This is a genomic window from Alistipes sp. ZOR0009, assembly GCF_000798815.1.
GTDB lineage: Bacteria > Bacteroidota > Bacteroidia > Bacteroidales > ZOR0009 > Acetobacteroides.
Window position 1 is genome coordinate 1 of the sequence record NZ_JTLD01000121.1, and the last position, 17,266, is coordinate 17,266.

The following is a 17,266-nucleotide window of genomic DNA, read 5'->3' on the forward strand; positions in this document are numbered from 1 at the left end:
CCCGAGGCTCGGTTTTGCGTACCGGAATTCCAGTGGGCTTTCCCGAGGCTCGGTTTTGTGTACTGGAACTCCGGTGGGCTTTCCTGAGGCTTGGTTTTGTGTACTGGAACTCCGGTGAGCTTTCCTGAGGCTTGGTTTTTATTTTGGAAATCAGACCGATTGGTCTAATGCTTGAATAAGCTGGAGGCTTGCTCCATCTAAAAGCAAAGGCGATACGGAAGTGCTCCGCATCGCCTGGGTACGCTATTTTATGCTAGCTGGGCTACCTGATGGTTCCTACCATGTAGGCAGAAATTAGCCAGTGGTTCATTTTGTCGCCATCGGCCACCTGTGCCTTGGGTATGCTGAAGCGAATTTTATGCTTGCCAGGCTTTATGTTGGGCAGGTTGATGGTTACAGGCTCCACCACCGATCCGGGGCACCAGTTGCTGCGCGAGAGGTCGGACGAGGCGATGCGCTCCTCGATCTCCTTTTCGGCGTACTTGTTGGACACCGTGTCGATGTAGCTGGCGGTATCCCTCATCAGCCACACGCCCGATCCGGGATTAAAGCGGCGGAACGAGGCGCAGTCGTCTCGCCAAGGGGTAAAGGCCAGCACCTTCTGCCCGTCGAGGTAGATGATGTTCTCCTTTTTCACAAACTCGTCTCCTTCGTTATGGCCGCCGTGTCCGGTAACGATGTACTTCAGCATGGTGTTTTTTACATTTTTGGGGATATCTACCTCTACCTCTATGTCTCTGCGGCCAAAGATATCGGGCATTCCCTGTCCGGCATAGTAAACCGTGTTTACCAGCGGGGCTATCCACTGCTTCTGCTTCGGATCTATAGGTAGGGTGCTTTCCTTTACGGTTAGCTCCACGTCGATGTTGTAGCCTTCGGCTGTCCAGGTGTCAATCCATACGCCAATCAGCGCTTCGCCGTTAAGCAGCGGCAGGCGGTCGGTGATATCCTGCTCCCAAACAACCTGCTTCTCAAAGAAGGGGATGTATACGGGACGGCGTTTTTCGAAGCCCTCACGGCCGCTGTAGTAGCCCACGCCAAAGGGGGTCATAAAGCGCATCAGCTCCACGGTTGGCTGGTAGCCGGCAGATGGAATAGTACCAGGGAGCTTCTCCTGAGCCACAGGGTAGGCTGGCAGGGTTGCTTCTCCTTGGGCCACGGTTAGCATGTTTACCTTCGATGTAGCGGGGATCACAAACAGAGAGCCCGACTTATCCCATCGGTCGCCAGCGGACGATAGGGTTACGCGCACTTTGGCTTCGGTGTATTTTTTTGTTTTTGGGATGGCGATTTTTTTGAGCAGCACGCGGCCATCGGCAATTCGAACAACGCCTTTGACATCTGGGACCAGCCCTTTTTTGGCGTACTCGCCGCTAAAGTTCAGGTGCTCGTGGTCGAATATCTTTACCGTAGTGGTGGTAAAACGCTCTTGGGCCGATGCGCCCAAGCTAACTAGGGTAGCCAACGCTAGCCCAATCGTGATTCGAATACTCATGGTAAGAGGTTAAAATGTTTCGAATACGAAGATAGGCTATTTTGGGATAGATATGCGATGTGGATGTTGGGATGTGCGATCTGCTATATGTGACGAGGTGACGGAGGGAGCAGGAGGTGGGAAATCGAATAAGAAATGAAACATGTACCGCCGTTCGATAGAATTACCTATATGCTTAGCCTATGCCTAAAAAGAAGGAGCCTAGATAAAATCTAGGCTCCCAGTATGATGCTATCGATATAGGCTAAAAGTATTCTACTGGCTCTTCCTTGATGTCGGAAAGCAGGTTGTTGGCCAAGCGGCTAGCGCCAAGGCGGAAGTACTCGTTGTTAAGCCAGTCTTCACCTAAAACGGTTTTCATAATTCCGTAGTAGGTAAGGGCGTCGTTGGTGGTAACCACGCCGCCGGCAGGTTTAATACCCACCATGCGTTCGGTACGGTCGTAGTAATCCTTTACTGCTTGTGCCATAACGTATACGGCTTGTGGGGTTGCGCCTACGTTAATCTTTCCGGTTGATGTTTTGATGAAGTCGGCACCAGCCTCCATGGCTAGCAGCGATGCCAATCGGATAGAAGAGTAGGTTGGTAGCGCACCTGTTTCGAGGATAACCTTTAGGTGGGCATCTCCAATAGCCTCCTTTATTTGGGCAATTTCGTTGAATACGGTTTCGTAATCCTCTTCGAGGAATCGGCCAACAGACATTACAATGTCTACCTCATCGGCACCCTGCTCTACGGCCATCTGGCTTTCAGAAAGCTTAATGTCGATAAAGGTTTGCGAGTGAGGGAAGCCAGCGGTAACGGTGGCAATCTTTACGTCCTTAGCCTTAAGGTTTTTGTTCACCTCGTTGATAAGCCCTGGGTAGATGCAGATGGCGCCTACGTTAGGCATGTAAGGGAAATCCTTTTGGAAGCGGCTAACCTTTTCGGCAAGCGTTTTTCCAGTTTCTAAAGTATCTGTAGTGTTTAAGCTGGTAAGGTCGATGCAAGAGAAGCAGGTCTTCAGCGCGTCGATGCTACGTAGGTCGTCTAGCTTAGTTTTGATGAGGTCAACCTCATACTCGACCTCGGCATCATTTACGTCGAAGTCGTACTGGTCAAAAAAGTCGTCCATATTAGTTTATAAAAATACGATTTGGGGTGCAAGATAGTAATTTTTTGCTTTCCTACCGATGGATTTAGCTTAGATGCGATTCATCTTATTTTGGTTAGGAGGCTGACAGTGAAGTGTTAAAAACGCACGAGCCTCAATCTGTGGAGGATTAGGCTCGTGCGTTTGTGCTTGTGTGAAATATTTTTACTCTACAAAAATCTGTAGAAGAACGGCTAGCGAGAGCAGCATTAAAAGGAGCGCATCGGGGATGAGGGTTCGACGCGAGAAGATCATGTAGACGCTTATCACGTAGCTTAGGGGGAGGGCCATTATCACCAGCGCCTCCTTAGATACCGTTGGTATTAAGACGTACGATAGGATGCCAACCCCAATCATCGAGAAAAAAACGAGAAAAATCTTGTTGGTACGTACCTTTTGCGAGCCAGTCCAAGTAAGGATGAAGAATGAGGCGGCGGCGAGGGCTAGTAAGATGGTGCCCAAAAATCCGTAGCCGAAAAAGCTGTTCATCGACTTGGGTATCGCTGCTATGATCTTTCCTGGATCGAGCGCAAGTATCGTGTTCATCCCGTCGGTATCGAAGAGCAGATAGTAGGTAGCCAGAAAGATGAATGGCACTAGCAATCCGGCAAAGGTAGCCACCCATTCGCGCCAGCTAAAGGGGCGCATTATCAGCACCGAGAAGATGATGGTGAGCAGGTAGGCCAATGCGGGCAGATAAACCACCGCTGCCAGCGCCATGTAGAAGCCCGCCAAGAAGTAGTCTGCCTCTGCGTAATCCTTACGGTACGAGGTGAAGATGCTTTTTAGGGACAGGATGATAATGGGCATGGCGGCTAGTGCTGGAGTAAGATGCTGTAGCGAAATAAAGCTGAAACCAATCATAACGTACAGCAGCGAGGGCAAAAGGCTTCGTTGGGGTACAAAAATAAACTGGTTGTTGAGCGACTGCATCATGAACAGCACAACTAGCGTTATTAGAAAGGCAACTATGGTGGAAAGTCCCGGAAGGTGTAGCGCAAACTGGTTGATCACCAGCTCGAGCGGTGTTCCGTAGGATAGGGTGCGCTCTATGTCCTGATCGCCTAGCCCCATGAGGGTTTTTATCCATAAGGCTAAAAGCAGCAGGGCAAAAATAATCAGCACCTCCAGCGTGTCTTTTCTAAAGAATTTTACTAGCATAGCAGCACTATAAATCTTGTCCTATATCTCGTCTAAAGTACATTTTGTCGAAGGAGATGCCTTCTATTGTGGCGTATGATTTCTTTAACGCCTCCTCTTTGGTTGCTCCAAGCGAGGTTACTGTTAGCACTCGTCCGCCCGATGTTACCAGCGTGCCCTCCTTTAGGGTTGTTCCTGCATGGAATACGATGCTTTCTGCTGTTTCGGGTAGCGATATGGGGAATCCTTTTCCGTAATCTTCGGGGTAGCCTCCCGATACGCAAACAACGGTTACGGCTGCTTCCTTTTTGATTCCAAACGATTTTTCGGAAAGGGTGCCGTTGGCAACTCCCTCGAATAGATCTAGAATATCTGCATCGAGTCGGGGTAGTACAACCTCCGTTTCTGGATCGCCCATGCGAACGTTGTATTCAATAACAGAAGGTTCTCCGCCGTCATTCATTAGGCCAATAAAGACAAATCCTTTGTAGGCAATTTCGTCCTTATGGAACCCGTTAACGGTTGGCTCTACAATGCGGGTACGAACCTTTTCCATAAATTCGGCATCGGCAAAAGGAACTGGCGATACGGCTCCCATACCACCTGTGTTTAGGCCCGTGTCGCCCTCGCCAATGCGCTTGTAGTCCTTGGCTTCGGGTAGTATTTTGTATGATTTTCCGTCGGTAAGTACAAAAACGGAGCATTCGATGCCTTTTAGGAACTCTTCAATCACAACCGTATTGCCCGCTGCTCCAAACTTGCCGTCAAACATCTTGGCGAGCTCGTCTTTTGCTTCCTGCAGGTTGCTGATGATAAGCACTCCTTTCCCGGCAGCTAAGCCATCGGCCTTAAGCACGTATGGAGCCTTAAGCGTTTCCAGAAACAAGTAAGCTTGGGCTAGAGTCTCTTTGGTAAACGATCTGTAAGCAGCGGTTGGCACGCCGTGGCGAGTCATGAATGCCTTTGCAAAGTCTTTGCTTCCCTCTAGGGTGGCACCCAGCTTCGAAGGGCCAATCACCGCGATGTGCTTTGTCTCCTTATTGGTGGTAAAGTAGTCGTAAATTCCCTTTACCAGCGGATCTTCGGGGCCAACAACAATCATGTCGATACGTTCTCTTAAGCTGAACTCCTTTAGCGCCTCAAAGTCGGTTGCGCTAATGGCAACATTTTCGCCTAAAAGGGCTGTGGCTGGATTGCCAGGTGCGATAAATAGCTTGCTGAGCTTTGGACTTTGTGCGATTTTCCAGGCAAATGCATGTTCTCTTCCTCCTGAACCCAATAAAAGAACTCTCATTGTATGGTTGTTATTGTTTGTTTAATGGTGCTTTCAATCTTAGTATTCGATGCTTTTCATCTTATACCCCTTAACGTTGGCAATGTAGTCTAGCACGCGTGGCAGGGCGTAGCGTAGATTTTTTTCGGCCTTGTAGGAGTCGTGAAAAACAATTATTGCTCCGGGACGAAGAACCTTAACGACGTTGTTTACGCAGCCACGGCGCGATAGCGTACGGCTGTAGTCGCGGCTAAGTATATCCCACATTATTATTTTGTAGCGTTCGGAAAGCACGTTGGCTTGTGAAGGCTTAATTCTTCCGTATGGTGGGCGCAGCAGGGGCGACTTAATGAAGGTGTCGGCCAAGTCTACGTCTTGAATGTAATTTCCAACGCTCATGCTCCATCCCTTTTGGTGGCTGTAGGTGTGGTTGCCCACCGCATGTCCTTCGTCGAGTATCATCTGAAATGTTTCGGGGAACATCTCCACGTTTTTACCAAGGCAAAAAAAGGTAGCCTTGGCGTTGTACTTACGTAGCTGTTCCAGAACCCAAGGCGTTACGTCTGGGTTCGGGCCATCATCGAAAGTGAGGTAAACGGTATCAGTCTCATCCGGAAAACTCCAGATGAAGCTAGGAAAGAGCTTTGTTATAAATTTAGGCGGTCTGAAATACATATACTACTTGTCGTATTTGTCGATTTGTTGCTTGATCTTCATGGCTTGCTGCGTGTAGCCATGCGCTACTAGTATTTCTGCAAAACTGTCCAGATTTTGCAAAGCTAACGCTTTTTCGGCGAACACGTATCGTTTCTGAAACGAATTCAACTTTTCGATGAAGTGAAGCATCTGCAAGTTTTCTTTTGATAGGTAGTTAACTAGCAGCAGCGCATCCCTGTTTTGTTTCAAATCGAGCAGCAGCTTTACCATTACGGGTTCCTTAGAGCCTAGCGGAATGGTTTCGACAGGTATGTTTTTATTGCATTTGGCAATAAGTGCGGTTGCTTTTGCGGTGTCTCCAGCGTTGGCCAATGCAGCAGCGGTTCTAATAAACGCGGTTCGGTATGATGCAATGCACCGTACGCTCACCTCATCGAGCAGCTGCGGCTTATCCAGCTTATCAAAAGAGAAGTGGTTCATTAAAAATTTGTACGAGCGAAGGGTGGCCGCGCGGTTTACGCTGTCGGTGCTATCTGCTGCACGAATTATGAGTTCGTGGTTAAGTCCTACCCGCGAGAGGTTACGCTGTAGCAGCTTGTACGACTGCTCTGGAACTGTCTGAGCATAGCTGATGGTTCGCTCGGGGTAGTTTCGGTTGATGATATCGAGATAGATGATTTGCTCCTTGCTGAGGATTTGGTTATTTGCGAGGTAGATGTTATTCGAATCTTTTCGGGTTAACCCAGGTAGCACAATAACATCCTGAGGTAGGTATCGAACCATCTTACCCTTTTGTAGAGGCGAAGGAACACGGTTGGCCGAGTCGGACGAAAAAATTTGCAGCATGGCTATCTGCAACGGCACGGGAGGCATTAACGAATCTTTCCCTGTTGTATGCCTAAACTCATCGGGGATGGTATACAGCGATCTGCCATCCATCTTAAAGCCATCGTTGGTGTAGGTTTTGTAGGCTAGCTGTCCAGGCTGCCAGCTGGTAGGAAGGTAGTTGCTGTTAACGACCTTTACATCCTGCCTTACGCCTTCTACCATCTGAGCGTACCAAACGGGGAAGGTGTCGTTGTCGCCGTAGACAACCAGCAGCGAGTTTTTGGGAACGCTATTGAGGAAGTTTTTGGCGTAGTTTAGCGCTATGCTTCTTCCAGAGCGATCGTGGTCGTCGTAGTTTTGGGCAAGGACCAAGGCTGGTACAGCTATAAATGAGAGTGCGGCAATGTTGCGTAAACTTCTTGCCTTAATCTTTTCCAACTTTTTCGATAGGAATAGTAGCCCGTAGCCAATCCAAATGGCAAAAACGTAAAACGAGCCAACATAGGCGTAGTCTCGCTCGCGTGCCTGCAGCGGCGTTTGATTAAGGAAAAGCACAATGGCAATTCCCGTAAAGAAAAATAGCAGCAGGGTGGTTATAAATAAATTTTCGTGCCTCTTCCATTGGTAGTAAATGCCAATAAGCCCTAGCAGCAGCGGTATAAGGAAGTAGCGGTTGTTCGCCGCGTTATTTTTATAGGCATCGGGCAGCTCGTTTTGTGGCCCAAGCATTAGGTTGTCGATAGCGGGAAATCCGGTTATAAAGTTTCCGTTCAGGATATTTCCGTTACCGTAAAACTCGTTTTGTCGGCCAGAGAAATTCCACAGCAGGTAGCGAAAGTACATCCACCACATTTGGTAGCCAGCAAAAAAGGTGAGGTTTTGGGTAAACGTAGGCTTAATCTCCTTAAATGCTTTTCCATCTACCGTTTTGTAGGTTACCGAATCTTCCTGTATGTCTGCCCAGCTGCGGTAGCTGCCTATATGGTTGGGTACGTTGCTGTGCATTCTTGGGAAGATGGTACAGTGCGAGCTGTAGTACTTAACCTTCGAGGTATAGCCTTTTATCTCGTATCGGCCATCAATCTTTACGTAAATGGGCTCGTCGGCCACCACAGCCTTTACAGGCGCGGAGTAGTATGGGCCGTAAAGCAGCGGCGTTTTGCCGTACTGGTCGCGGTCGAGGTAGTATTTTAGGCTAAAAATATTGTCGGGTTGGTTTTGGTTCATTGGCGGATTCTGAATTCCGCGAATAAGCACCATGGCGTAGCTGGCAAAGCCTAGCGTAAAGAGGGCGAAGCTTACGGTAAACAGAAATGTCTTAGCATGACCTTTTGTAAACGAAAACCAAACGAGCCACCCCATTGCACCAAAGATGGCAAACACGCCAAAAAGCGTTCCGCTGTTGTAGGGTAAGCCTATCTGGTTTACAAAAAGCAGCTCTATTCTGGAAATTACCCAAAGCAGTAGGGGAACAAAAAAGTACATTACGGCACCTACACCTAGCGAGCTAACGGCAATGGCAAGCAGCTTTTTCCCTGTCGAAAGGTGGTAGCATTTTGAGATGATTAGAAAAAGGATGGCCGGAATAATGAGCAAGTTTAGCAGGTGTACACCGTACGATAGTCCGCAGAGGTAGGCTATTAAGATTAGCCAGCGGGAGTGAATGTTTCCATCTTCGAGGGTGTACCACTTAAGTACGGCCCAAAAGCAGGCTGCCGTAAAGAGGAGCGAGAAGGCGTAAACCTCCGCTTCTACAGCCGAAAACCAAAAGGTATCGGTAAAGGCAAATGTCATGGCAGCGGCAAAGGCCGATAGCTGTATTGCCAGCTGGCTCTTAACCTCGTTTTTTGCCGATATTGCGAAGAGCAAAAGAATAGACTTATACAGGAAGGTGATGGTTAGCGCGCTGGCCAACGCCGAAAAGCTGTTGACAAAAAGCGCCACGTGCTGGCTACCGGGTGCTACAGCGGCAAAAACTCGGGCTACCATAGCGTACAGCGGCGCTCCCGGTGGATGGCCAATTTGTAGGCCAGTAGCAGAGGCTATAAACTCTCCACAATCCCACAAGCTAACGGTACGCTCGAGGGTTAACAGGTAGATTCCAAAAGAAATAATGAAAGTTAGGTAGGTAAGCACCGTTCCTAACTTTAAGCTTTTTGGCATAAGTAGTTGATGTTATTGCTCCGTGCAAAGATAAACCTTATGCCATATCTGGAAACTATTTAAAAAAGCTAAGCGAAACTTTTTGCATCCGACTTAGACAAAATCAATCAGATCGCTTACTTTTACCCTACTTTTAACTTAAATACAATGCAGAAGTCGCTTTATTCACTTTCCCTACTTCTATGCTTTGCGGTGGTTGGCAAGGCGCAGCCGCTGCAGCTGCCACATCAGCCCGCAGGACTATCGGACACTACCGAGCTAAAGGTTAAGCTTCGAGGTTCGTCGTACTTCTACAACTACGAGTACTTTAAGCCATTTGCCAAAGGCTTTACGCAACCCGGCTTCTCGCTAGTTCCGACGGTGGAGGCCAACCTCGGAAATAAGCTGGTATTGGGCGGCGGCGTCCACCTAAAAAAGTATTGGGGCGATGCTCCTTTTGGCAAGGTTACGCCTGTGGTGTTTGCCCGATATGAGGCCTGCAAAAACTTCTTTGTACAGGTAGGAACCCTCGAAAATAGGGATGGCCATCTGCTCTCTACCATACTGTACAACCCGCTGCATGGGATTGACTTTCGTCAGGAGAATGGGCTGCAGCTGCGCTACTACGGCAAGCGTATGTTTGTGGATACGTGGGTTAGCTGGGAAAACTACATCCGCGAGGGCGACAACGACCAGGAGCGGCTTACCGCAGGCTTCTCCTTTTTGGGTAAGCTAACTTCCGACGAGAACCCTTGGGAGGTAAGCATCCCGGTGCAGTCGGTGTTTAAGCACATTGGCGGCCAAATTAACGACAAGGAGGATACCCTAAAAAAGGTGCGCACCTTGGCTAACCTCGGCGCGGGCCTGCAGGTTGCCTACCGTTTTGATGAAGGCAAAAGGCTGGGCGCGCTGGTGCAGGTGGTTAAGTTTAACGACAACTACAACTTTAAGCCTTTTAAGGGGAATAGCGGTAACAAGGCCATTTCGGCTACGCTGTTTATGAAGAGCAAGTCGCTGGATATGCAGCTGGGCTACCTGTACGGCAAGCGCTTCTTCACCATACTGGGCGACCCCATATACAACGATGTAACCTTCGACTATAACGTGATAGACTACACCCGCAGCCTGATATCGGCAACGGGCTCGTACTCGGCCACCCCATTTGCGGGCGTTCAGTTTCGGTTTGATGCAGGCGCCTACTACGACCCATCGTACACCGATTTAGACTACTACTATGGAGCCGGCTTTATCTTCGACCTCAACGTTTTTGGAAGGCGTTTTAGCCGATAATCATCTAGCCACAAACCCTCTTTAGCTTCGGTTGTGGGGGTTTTTGTACTAACAAAATGCTATCTTTGGCAGAATTTTACTAAAAGCTGATAAAAAATTTGCCCGATGAACTTTATTGAAGAACTGACTTGGAGGGGCATGATTCATGACATGATGCCCGGAACGGATGAGCTACTATCTAAAGAGATGGTAACCGCCTATGTGGGTATCGACCCAACTGCCGACTCGCTGCACATTGGTCACCTGGTTGGCGTGATGATGCTTCGCCACCTACAGCGTACCGGCCACAAGCCGCTTGCTCTTATTGGTGGTGCAACAGGTATGATCGGCGACCCTTCAGGAAAGTCGATTGAGCGTAACCTGCTCGATGAGCCGACTCTCCGTCACAACCAAAACTGTATCAAGGAGCAGCTTTCTAAATTCCTTGACTTCGAGAGCGACGCACCAAACCGCGCCGAGATTGTAAACAACTACGACTGGATGAAGGAATTCTCGTTCCTTGCGTTCATCCGCGATGTGGGTAAGCATATTACCGTAAACTACATGATGAGCAAAGACTCAGTGAAGAAGCGCATCACGGGCGAAGCGCGCGACGGGATGTCGTTCACCGAGTTTACCTATCAGCTTGTTCAGGGATACGACTTTTTATACCTAAACCAAAATAAGGGGTGCAAGCTCCAAATGGGCGGTTCCGATCAGTGGGGTAACATCACCACCGGTACCGAGCTAATTCGCCGCAAGACAGGTGGCGAGGCTTTTGCCCTTACCTGTCCGCTTATTACCAAGGCCGATGGCGGTAAGTTTGGAAAGACCGAGAGCGGCAACGTGTGGCTGTCGAAGGCCTACACCTCGCCCTACAAGTTCTACCAATTCTGGCTTAACGTATCGGACGAGGATGCCGAGAAGTACCTCAAGATTTTCACCTTCATCAGCCGCGAGGAGTACGAGCAGCTGGTGGCAGAGCACCGCGAGGCGCCTCACACCCGCATCCTTCAGAAGCGCCTGGCGCAGGAGGTAACCGTAATGGTACACTCCGAAGAGGACTACAACGCCGCTGTTGAGGCGTCGCAAATCCTATTCGGAAACGCAACCGCCAACACCCTTGCCAAGCTCGACGAGGAAACCTTCCTTTCCGTATTCGAAGGCGTGCCTCAGTTCGAGGTAGAGAAGAGCGTGCTTGATGCGGGCGTTAACGTTATCGAGCTGCTGGCTACCAACACCTCCGTGTTCCCATCTAAAGGCGAAGCCCGTAAGATGATTCAGGGTGGTGGCGTAAGCATCAACAAGAATAAGGTGGAGGGCGTAGAGGCAACCGCTACCTCCGACATGCTGCTTAACGGCAAGTTCCTTTTGGTGCAACGCGGAAAGAAGAACTACTTTATCATCAAGGTGCAATAACCTGCTGATGACACCGATATTGGGCAAGGCTATCCGTAAGGGTAGCCTTGCCTGCTTTTGGTAGCTGGCATCTGTGGCTGGCAGCACGCGCAGCACCTGCCCGCATTTTTGTTGGCTTCATGCCGATTTACGATTTCCCAAATGGGAAAAGGCACTCTGCTCCGCCGGGGAACGATTTCCCAGTTGGGAAAAGGCATCCAGCTCCGTTCGGGAACGATTTCCCGATTGGGAAAAGGCGTCCAGCTCCGTTCGGGAACGATTTCCCGATTGGGAAAAGGCGTCCAGCTCCGTTTGGGAACGATTTCCCGATTGGGAAAAGGCATCCAGCTTCGCTCGGGAACGATTTCCCAAATGGGAAAAGGCACGCAGCTCCGCTCGGGAACGATTTCCCAGTTGGGAACAGCCCTACAGCATCGCTAGGGCATGGTTTATGGTTTGGGAGCGGAGCAATCCCTACGCCTACCACTAAAACAGCGTCCTTTTAACCCTACGCGGCTACCTCTAAGTGGCGAGGTGAATCTTTGTAAATCCCCACATCATCAGATATTTTAGCTGCCCAGAGTCAACAACTTGCCCAAAAACATAAAAAAAGGGGGATCTTTTAGTTGGGGCAACGCTATATTTGCCCCGATGAAATTCGGAAGATCGTCATACAACGGTTCGCTATGGTTTAAGCGCTGGTCGCGCCGCGCCGATGCCTCGTTTTTGAGCATTGGCAAGGTGGTGCACATCGGTCGCCTAAAGGTAGACATTTGCCGTTTGGCGATGCTCAAGAGTGGCGTTGTTGGGGCTACCCCCATGTCGGAGGTGCCGCTTACTGCTACCTCCGATGCCGAGGAGGAGGATAAACCACGAATCCCCCTTTTGCTGGAGCAGCTGCTGTTGGCGCTACTCCCTGTACAGGTTAAAGCATCGGTTGCTGCGGCGTGCGATATCGCCGGCGGGGCTACCGCATATAATACTTATCCCACATCGAAAGGAGTAAAAAACCTTTGGATGTGGGATTTTTCGTTTTGTCAACAATTTAAAATCGAACAGATATGATGACTGCCCAAGACGTGGCTGCGCTTAAGGAGCGCATTCTTAACGGCTACCTTGTTACCTCGGAGGAGGCGCTGGAGCTGCTTAAGGTGGAGGATAAGGAGCAACTTTACCAAATGGCCGACGACATCCGTCGCCACTTTTTGAAGAACGACTTCGAGATGTGCTCCATAATTAACGCCCGTTCGGGTCGTTGCCCCGAGGACTGTAAGTGGTGCTCTCAGTCGGCACTGCACGACACCAACGTGGAGGTTTACCCGCTAATTGCCTCGCCCGTGGCGGTGGCACAGGCGCGCGATAACGCCAAGTATGGTGTGGCCAAATTCTCGCTGGTAACCAGCGGCCGAACCCTTTCGCAAACCGATGTCGATAAGTCTTGCCAGATATATAACGATATCCGTAAGGAGGTGGATATTCACCTTTGCGCCTCGATGGGCCTACTGAATAAGAAGCAGCTGCAGCAGCTGGCCGATGCGGGCGTGGAGCACTACCACTGCAACCTCGAAACCGCGCCATCGCACTTCAAGAATCTTTGTACCACGCATACCATCGAGGAGAAGAAGCAAACCATCCAGTGGGCTAAGGAAGCAGGGCTGGGCATCTGCTCTGGCGGAATTATTGGTATGGGCGAGAGCGAGGCGCAGCGCATCGAGTTTGCCTTTGCGCTTCGCGAGATTGGCGCGGAGTCTATCCCCGTAAACCTGCTAAACCCTATCGAGGGAACGCCCATGCACGGCACCGCCAAGCTATCAGACGAGGAGATCCTAACCACCTTTGCCATGTTCCGCATAATCAACCCAACGGCTAAGATTCGCTTTGCGGCTGGTAGGGCAGATATTTCGCACATGATGGAGAAGGCGCTAAAGTGCGGCATGAGCGCGGCATTGGTGGGCGATTTGCTTACCACCCTTGGCTCTAGCGTTTCGGAAGATGTAAAAATGCTTACCGATCAGGGATACGATATTGTAAAATAGATGAATTTCACATCGCAGCTAATGACAACAGAACAGCTACTCGAATACGACAAAAAGCATATCTGGCATCCCTACACCTCTATGATTAACCCGCTGCCCGTTTATCCGATGGCGCGCGCCAACGGGGTGTACCTCGAGCTGGAGGATGGCCGCCAGCTAATTGATGGCATGTCGAGCTGGTGGGCGGTGATACATGGTTACAACCATCCGCATATCAACGCGGCCATCGAGCGGCAGCTAAAGGATATGTCGCACGTCATGTTTGGTGGCATTACCCACCGTCCAGCCGTGGAGCTGGCGCAGAAGCTGGTGGATATTACGCCCGACGGATTGGAGCGCGTATTCTTTTCAGACTCCGGATCGGTGGCTGTAGAGGTGGCCATGAAGATGGCGCTTCAGTACCAAAACGCAAAGGGAAATCCACAGAAAAACCAGCTGCTAACCATCCGCTCGGGCTACCACGGCGACACGTGGCATACCATGAGCGTCTGCGATCCCGATACGGGAATGCACACCATTTGGAACGGGCGCTTACCCATCCACTTTTTTGTTGATGCTCCCCAGGTGAAGTTTGGCCAGGAGTGGAATCCTTCCGATATAAAGCCCATGCGCGAGGCGCTGGAGGCGCATCACCAAACGATTGGCGCCATAATTCTAGAGCCCGTTGTACAGGGAGCCGGAGGAATGCGCTTCTACTCTCCGCAGTACCTAAAGGAGGTGAAACTTCTGTGCGAGGAGTTTGGGGTGCTGCTCATCGCCGACGAGATAGCCACTGGCTTTGGTCGTAGCGGAAAGATGTTTGCCTGCGAGTGGGCGGGCATTACGCCCGATATCATGTGCCTAGGTAAGGCCATCACTGGCGGATATATGAGCTTTGCCGCAACGCTAGCCACCGCCGAAGTGGCCGAAACCATATCGAAGGGGAACCCCAGCTGCTTTATGCACGGACCAACCTTTATGGCCAATCCGCTGGCTTGTGCTGCCGCCAACGCTTCGCTGGAGCTGCTAATGCAAAGCTCTCCTATCGGCAAGGTAAAGCAGATAGAGGCGCAGCTGGAGCGCGAGCTTGCCGTTGCGCGAACATTCGGTGGTGTTGCCGATGTGCGGGTGCTCGGAGCAATTGGTGTTATAGAGATGAGGCAGCCGGTGGATATGGCAACCATTCAGCGCGAGTTTGTGGAGGCGGGTATCTGGGTTCGTCCATTTGGTAAGCTGGTTTACGTTATGCCGCCATTTATCATTACCCCAAGCGAGCTAAGCAGGCTAACTGCCGCGCTGATCGAGGTGGTTGGCCGCATAAAGAACTAAATATTTTTTTTGAATGTCGGATTACAACAGCATACTTAGCCAGCTCGAGGAGTCGGGAAACCTACGAAGGTTGCGCAATACGCGCAGCGAGGGGAAGTACATCTACCACGATGGACGAAAGTACCTGAACCTATCGTCTAACGACTACCTTGGAGTGGCCTGCAACGCTAGCCTGCAAAAGAATTTCTTAGCCACGCTAGCCGATGAGACGGAGTTTCTTTTTGGCTCAACCTCGTCGCGGCTGCTTACGGGTAATGCGCCTTCGTATACCAGCCTCGAGCAGCATCTTGCCGCCATGTTTGGCCGGGAGGCTGCGCTGGTTTTCAATAGCGGCTATCATGCCAACATTGGGATACTTTCTGCGCTAACCAGCAAGCATGATCTGATACTGGCTGATAAGTATGTTCATGCTAGCATCATCGACGGCCTACGCCTTTGTGATGCAAGGTGGGAGCGCTACCGTCATAACGATTTGGAGCATCTCGAAAAGCTTATTCTTAAGAATAGGGATCAGTACAAGCGCATCTTTATAGTTACCGAATCGGTATTTAGCATGGATGGCGATGTGGCCGATCTGGTAGCATTGTGTGATTTGAAGGAGAAGTATGGCGCTACCCTTTACGTGGATGAGGCGCATGCCATAGGCGCAATGGGTGCGGTAGGTTTAGGTCTTTGCGAGGTTACGCAAACCACGCATCGCATCGACCTTATTGTAGGAACTTTCGGAAAGGCAATCGCCTCTCAGGGGGCTTATGTGGTGGCTAGTCGCGAGGTGGTAGACTATCTTATCAACACGCAACGCTCGCTCATATTCACTACCGCTCAGCCAAGCATTAATGTAAGGTGGACCGATTACGTTATGCGCCACATTGCATCAATGAAGGAGGATAGGGTAATGCTTGCTAAGCTAAGCAGTATGCTGCGGGGAGAATTGGAAAGGGATGGTTTAGAGACGAGAGGCTGCTCGCACATTGTGCCAGTTGTGGTGGGCGAAAATCATGCAGCCATATCGCTTGCGGAAAGGTTGCAGGAGAACGGCTTTTGGGCGTTACCCATTCGCTATCCAACCGTTCCTAAAGGCGAGGCTCGCATTCGTATCTCGTTAAATCCGCAAATAACCGAAGTAGAAGTACATCAAATTGTAAAAATAGCAGCCCAATGGAAGCAAAATGGCTAAAGCGTGAAGGAGCATCAGAGCTCATCGTCTTCTTTTGTGGATGGGGCTTCGACGAGCATTGCGTGGCAAGGCTCGATGCCAACGGCTACGATGTGGTGGTTCTGTACGACTATCGAGATGGCACTTTTCCTTTAGAAAAGCATTTAGGCTACGAGCGGATAACGGTTGTGGCGTGGTCGTTTGGTGTGTGGGTGGCTGGAAAGGCAATCGAAGATGGACTTATTCTTCCGCACCAAGCTTTTGCCATTAACGGAACCCTTAAACCCGTTGATGATTCGGAAGGAATTTCCCCCAAAATATTTGATAGTACGCTGGCTGGTCTTTCCGAGGCTGCTATCAGCAAGTTTAACATGCGAATTTGCGGTGGTGCGCGCCAAATGGCCGATTTTAAAGATCTAATGCCCACCCGAGACTTTAATGGACAATACGAGGAGCTGGCGCTTTTGGGCAAAAGGTTTGCCGAAGGGTGTCTGCTTAATAAAGATAGCTGGTCAAAGGCTCTTATCTCCACCAGCGATTTGATCTTCCCATACCAAAATATGAAAAATCACTGGGGAGATAGAGCTACGACTATCGACGGGGCGCACCTTTGCTTTGGAAAGGTTACCTCGTGGAATAATCTTATTAAACTAATTACGGGGCTTGAGCATGAATAAGGATGCCGTGAGAGAAGGATTTGCAGGGTGCTTTAACACCTACAGCACGGAGGCGGTGGCACAGCAGCAGATAGCCGTTAAGCTTGCCGAGCTGATGGAGCAACATGTGAAAGATGACCCTAAAGTTGCCGTTGAGGTTGGTTGTGGTTCTGGATTTTTGTCCGAGCAGCTGCTGCGTAGGTATTCCTCCTCCGAGTGGATTCATAATGACATAACCCCTTCGTCGGAAGCTTTTGTAAATCTAATATCCGAACGATATGCTGCCACCAACACCCGTTTCGTGGTTCAGGATGCCGAAAAGATGGAACTACCCGAAAGTATAAACCTTTTTGCTTCCTCTTCTGCTGTGCAGTGGTTTAACGATTTGGATGGGTACTTTGCCCGGCTCGCCAAATCGATGGTAGAGGGCGGGATTGTTGCAATTAGCACCTTTGGTCCAAAGAACTTAACTCAGATAAGAGATCTCACCGGGAATGGTCTCGACTATATTACGCTTGAGCGGCTGAGGGAGATTGCTACTAAATATTTTGATATATGTGAGATGGAGCAGGAGGAAATCAACATTCACTTTGTTCAGCCAGTTGATGTATTGCGCCATATAAAGCTCACGGGTGTAAACGGAGCCTTCCGCCAATGCTGGACAAAAGGGAAGCTTACTGCATTTAATCAGGGCTATGAGGCGTTTCGAACTGAAGCGGGATACCCGTTAACTTACCATCCAATTTACTTAGTAGGAAAAAGACTATAACCTTGCG

General features: G+C 50.0%; 15 protein-coding genes. 8 read left to right on the top strand and 7 right to left on the bottom strand.

From position 1 onward, the window contains the following. Window positions 1-262 precede the first annotated feature (262 nt). The 6 genes from L990_RS18200 to L990_RS18225 form a co-directional block, all read right to left on the bottom strand. Window positions 263-1,495: a PNGase F N-terminal domain-containing protein gene (locus L990_RS18200; protein WP_047452384.1), complete on the bottom strand. Its 1,233-nt coding sequence runs from the start codon at window positions 1,493-1,495 to the stop codon at window positions 263-265. Between the two features lie 244 nt (window positions 1,496-1,739). Then, window positions 1,740-2,609: a deoxyribose-phosphate aldolase gene (gene deoC / locus L990_RS18205; RefSeq protein ID WP_047452386.1), complete on the bottom strand. Its 870-nt coding sequence runs from the start codon at window positions 2,607-2,609 to the stop codon at window positions 1,740-1,742. Window positions 2,610-2,792: 183 nt separating this feature from the next. Further along, window positions 2,793-3,788 (bottom strand): DUF6427 family protein, encoded by a 996-nt coding sequence (locus tag L990_RS18210; protein WP_047452388.1) that lies wholly within the window; start codon window positions 3,786-3,788, stop codon window positions 2,793-2,795. A 7-nt stretch (window positions 3,789-3,795) separates the two neighbouring features. Further along, entirely contained in the window at window positions 3,796-5,061 is a 1,266-nt protein-coding gene (gene purD, locus L990_RS18215) for a phosphoribosylamine--glycine ligase (RefSeq protein WP_047452390.1), read from the bottom strand. A gap of 39 nt (window positions 5,062-5,100) precedes the next feature. After that, entirely contained in the window at window positions 5,101-5,715 is a 615-nt protein-coding gene (locus L990_RS18220) for a polysaccharide deacetylase family protein (RefSeq protein WP_052181150.1), read from the bottom strand. A 3-nt stretch (window positions 5,716-5,718) separates the two neighbouring features. Next, complete coding sequence (locus L990_RS18225) at window positions 5,719-8,688, bottom strand: DUF2723 domain-containing protein (protein WP_052181151.1); 2,970 nt, start codon at window positions 8,686-8,688, stop codon at window positions 5,719-5,721. Between the two features lie 147 nt (window positions 8,689-8,835). Here L990_RS18225 and L990_RS18230 point away from each other — a divergent pair, with 147 nt between their 5' ends. Together L990_RS18230 and tyrS are read left to right on the top strand one after the other, a co-directional pair. Then, window positions 8,836-9,957 carry a hypothetical protein gene (locus tag L990_RS18230; RefSeq protein ID WP_047452392.1) on the top strand — a complete coding sequence of 374 codons (1,122 nt, stop codon included), beginning with the start codon at window positions 8,836-8,838 and terminating at the stop codon, window positions 9,955-9,957. A 105-nt stretch (window positions 9,958-10,062) separates the two neighbouring features. Continuing rightward, entirely contained in the window at window positions 10,063-11,355 is a 1,293-nt protein-coding gene (gene tyrS, locus L990_RS18235; RefSeq protein WP_047452394.1) for a tyrosine--tRNA ligase, read from the top strand. A 127-nt stretch (window positions 11,356-11,482) separates the two neighbouring features. Here the strand turns inward: tyrS and L990_RS20135 are convergent, their stop codons facing one another. Beyond that, window positions 11,483-11,821, bottom strand: coding sequence for a hypothetical protein (locus tag L990_RS20135; protein WP_156121684.1), 339 nt, complete (start codon window positions 11,819-11,821; stop codon window positions 11,483-11,485). Window positions 11,822-11,985: 164 nt separating this feature from the next. On the opposite strand from L990_RS20135, the gene L990_RS18245 reads away from it, so the two are divergent. Genes L990_RS18245 through bioC form a run of 6 tightly spaced genes read left to right on the top strand, consistent with a single transcriptional unit; the run spans window position 11,986 to window position 17,259 of the window. Beyond that, window positions 11,986-12,399 carry a hypothetical protein gene (locus L990_RS18245; RefSeq protein WP_047452398.1) on the top strand — a complete coding sequence of 138 codons (414 nt, stop codon included), beginning with the start codon at window positions 11,986-11,988 and terminating at the stop codon, window positions 12,397-12,399. After that, window positions 12,396-13,370 carry a biotin synthase BioB gene (gene bioB, locus L990_RS18250; protein WP_316932992.1) on the top strand — a complete coding sequence of 325 codons (975 nt, stop codon included), beginning with the start codon at window positions 12,396-12,398 and terminating at the stop codon, window positions 13,368-13,370. The genes L990_RS18245 and bioB overlap by 4 nt, the downstream gene beginning before the upstream one ends. A gap of 21 nt (window positions 13,371-13,391) precedes the next feature. Beyond that, complete coding sequence (bioA, locus tag L990_RS18255; RefSeq protein ID WP_047452632.1) at window positions 13,392-14,678, top strand: adenosylmethionine--8-amino-7-oxononanoate transaminase; 1,287 nt, start codon at window positions 13,392-13,394, stop codon at window positions 14,676-14,678. A 13-nt stretch (window positions 14,679-14,691) separates the two neighbouring features. Then, window positions 14,692-15,855 (top strand): aminotransferase class I/II-fold pyridoxal phosphate-dependent enzyme, encoded by a 1,164-nt coding sequence (locus tag L990_RS18260; protein WP_047452402.1) that lies wholly within the window; start codon window positions 14,692-14,694, stop codon window positions 15,853-15,855. Beyond that, a complete protein-coding gene (locus L990_RS19535) occupies window positions 15,837-16,511 on the top strand; it encodes a DUF452 family protein (protein ID WP_052181152.1) in 675 nt (224 codons plus the stop codon). Before L990_RS18260 ends, L990_RS19535 begins: the two co-directional genes overlap by 19 nt. After that, window positions 16,504-17,259, top strand: a complete 756-nt coding sequence (bioC, locus tag L990_RS18270; RefSeq protein WP_047452404.1) for a malonyl-ACP O-methyltransferase BioC — start codon at window positions 16,504-16,506, stop codon at window positions 17,257-17,259. The genes L990_RS19535 and bioC overlap by 8 nt, the downstream gene beginning before the upstream one ends. The last annotated feature ends 7 nt before the right edge of the window (window positions 17,260-17,266 follow it).

Bases quoted from the DNA above. Each gene is read 5' to 3' on its own strand.
- L990_RS18200 (WP_047452384.1), bottom strand. From the start codon at position 1,495: ATGAGTATTCGAATCACGATTGGGCTAGCGTTGGCTACCCTAGTTAGC.
- deoC (WP_047452386.1), bottom strand. From the start codon at position 2,609: ATGGACGACTTTTTTGACCAGTACGACTTCGACGTAAATGATGCCGAG.
- L990_RS18210 (WP_047452388.1), bottom strand. From the start codon at position 3,788: ATGCTAGTAAAATTCTTTAGAAAAGACACGCTGGAGGTGCTGATTATT.
- purD (WP_047452390.1), bottom strand. From the start codon at position 5,061: ATGAGAGTTCTTTTATTGGGTTCAGGAGGAAGAGAACATGCATTTGCC.
- L990_RS18220 (WP_052181150.1), bottom strand. From the start codon at position 5,715: ATGTATTTCAGACCGCCTAAATTTATAACAAAGCTCTTTCCTAGCTTC.
- L990_RS18225 (WP_052181151.1), bottom strand. From the start codon at position 8,688: ATGCCAAAAAGCTTAAAGTTAGGAACGGTGCTTACCTACCTAACTTTC.
- L990_RS18230 (WP_047452392.1), top strand. From the start codon at position 8,836: ATGCAGAAGTCGCTTTATTCACTTTCCCTACTTCTATGCTTTGCGGTG.
- tyrS (WP_047452394.1), top strand. From the start codon at position 10,063: ATGAACTTTATTGAAGAACTGACTTGGAGGGGCATGATTCATGACATG.
- L990_RS18245 (WP_047452398.1), top strand. From the start codon at position 11,986: ATGAAATTCGGAAGATCGTCATACAACGGTTCGCTATGGTTTAAGCGC.
- bioB (WP_316932992.1), top strand. From the start codon at position 12,396: ATGATGACTGCCCAAGACGTGGCTGCGCTTAAGGAGCGCATTCTTAAC.
- bioA (WP_047452632.1), top strand. From the start codon at position 13,392: ATGACAACAGAACAGCTACTCGAATACGACAAAAAGCATATCTGGCAT.
- L990_RS18260 (WP_047452402.1), top strand. From the start codon at position 14,692: ATGTCGGATTACAACAGCATACTTAGCCAGCTCGAGGAGTCGGGAAAC.
- L990_RS19535 (WP_052181152.1), top strand. From the start codon at position 15,837: ATGGAAGCAAAATGGCTAAAGCGTGAAGGAGCATCAGAGCTCATCGTC.
- bioC (WP_047452404.1), top strand. From the start codon at position 16,504: ATGAATAAGGATGCCGTGAGAGAAGGATTTGCAGGGTGCTTTAACACC.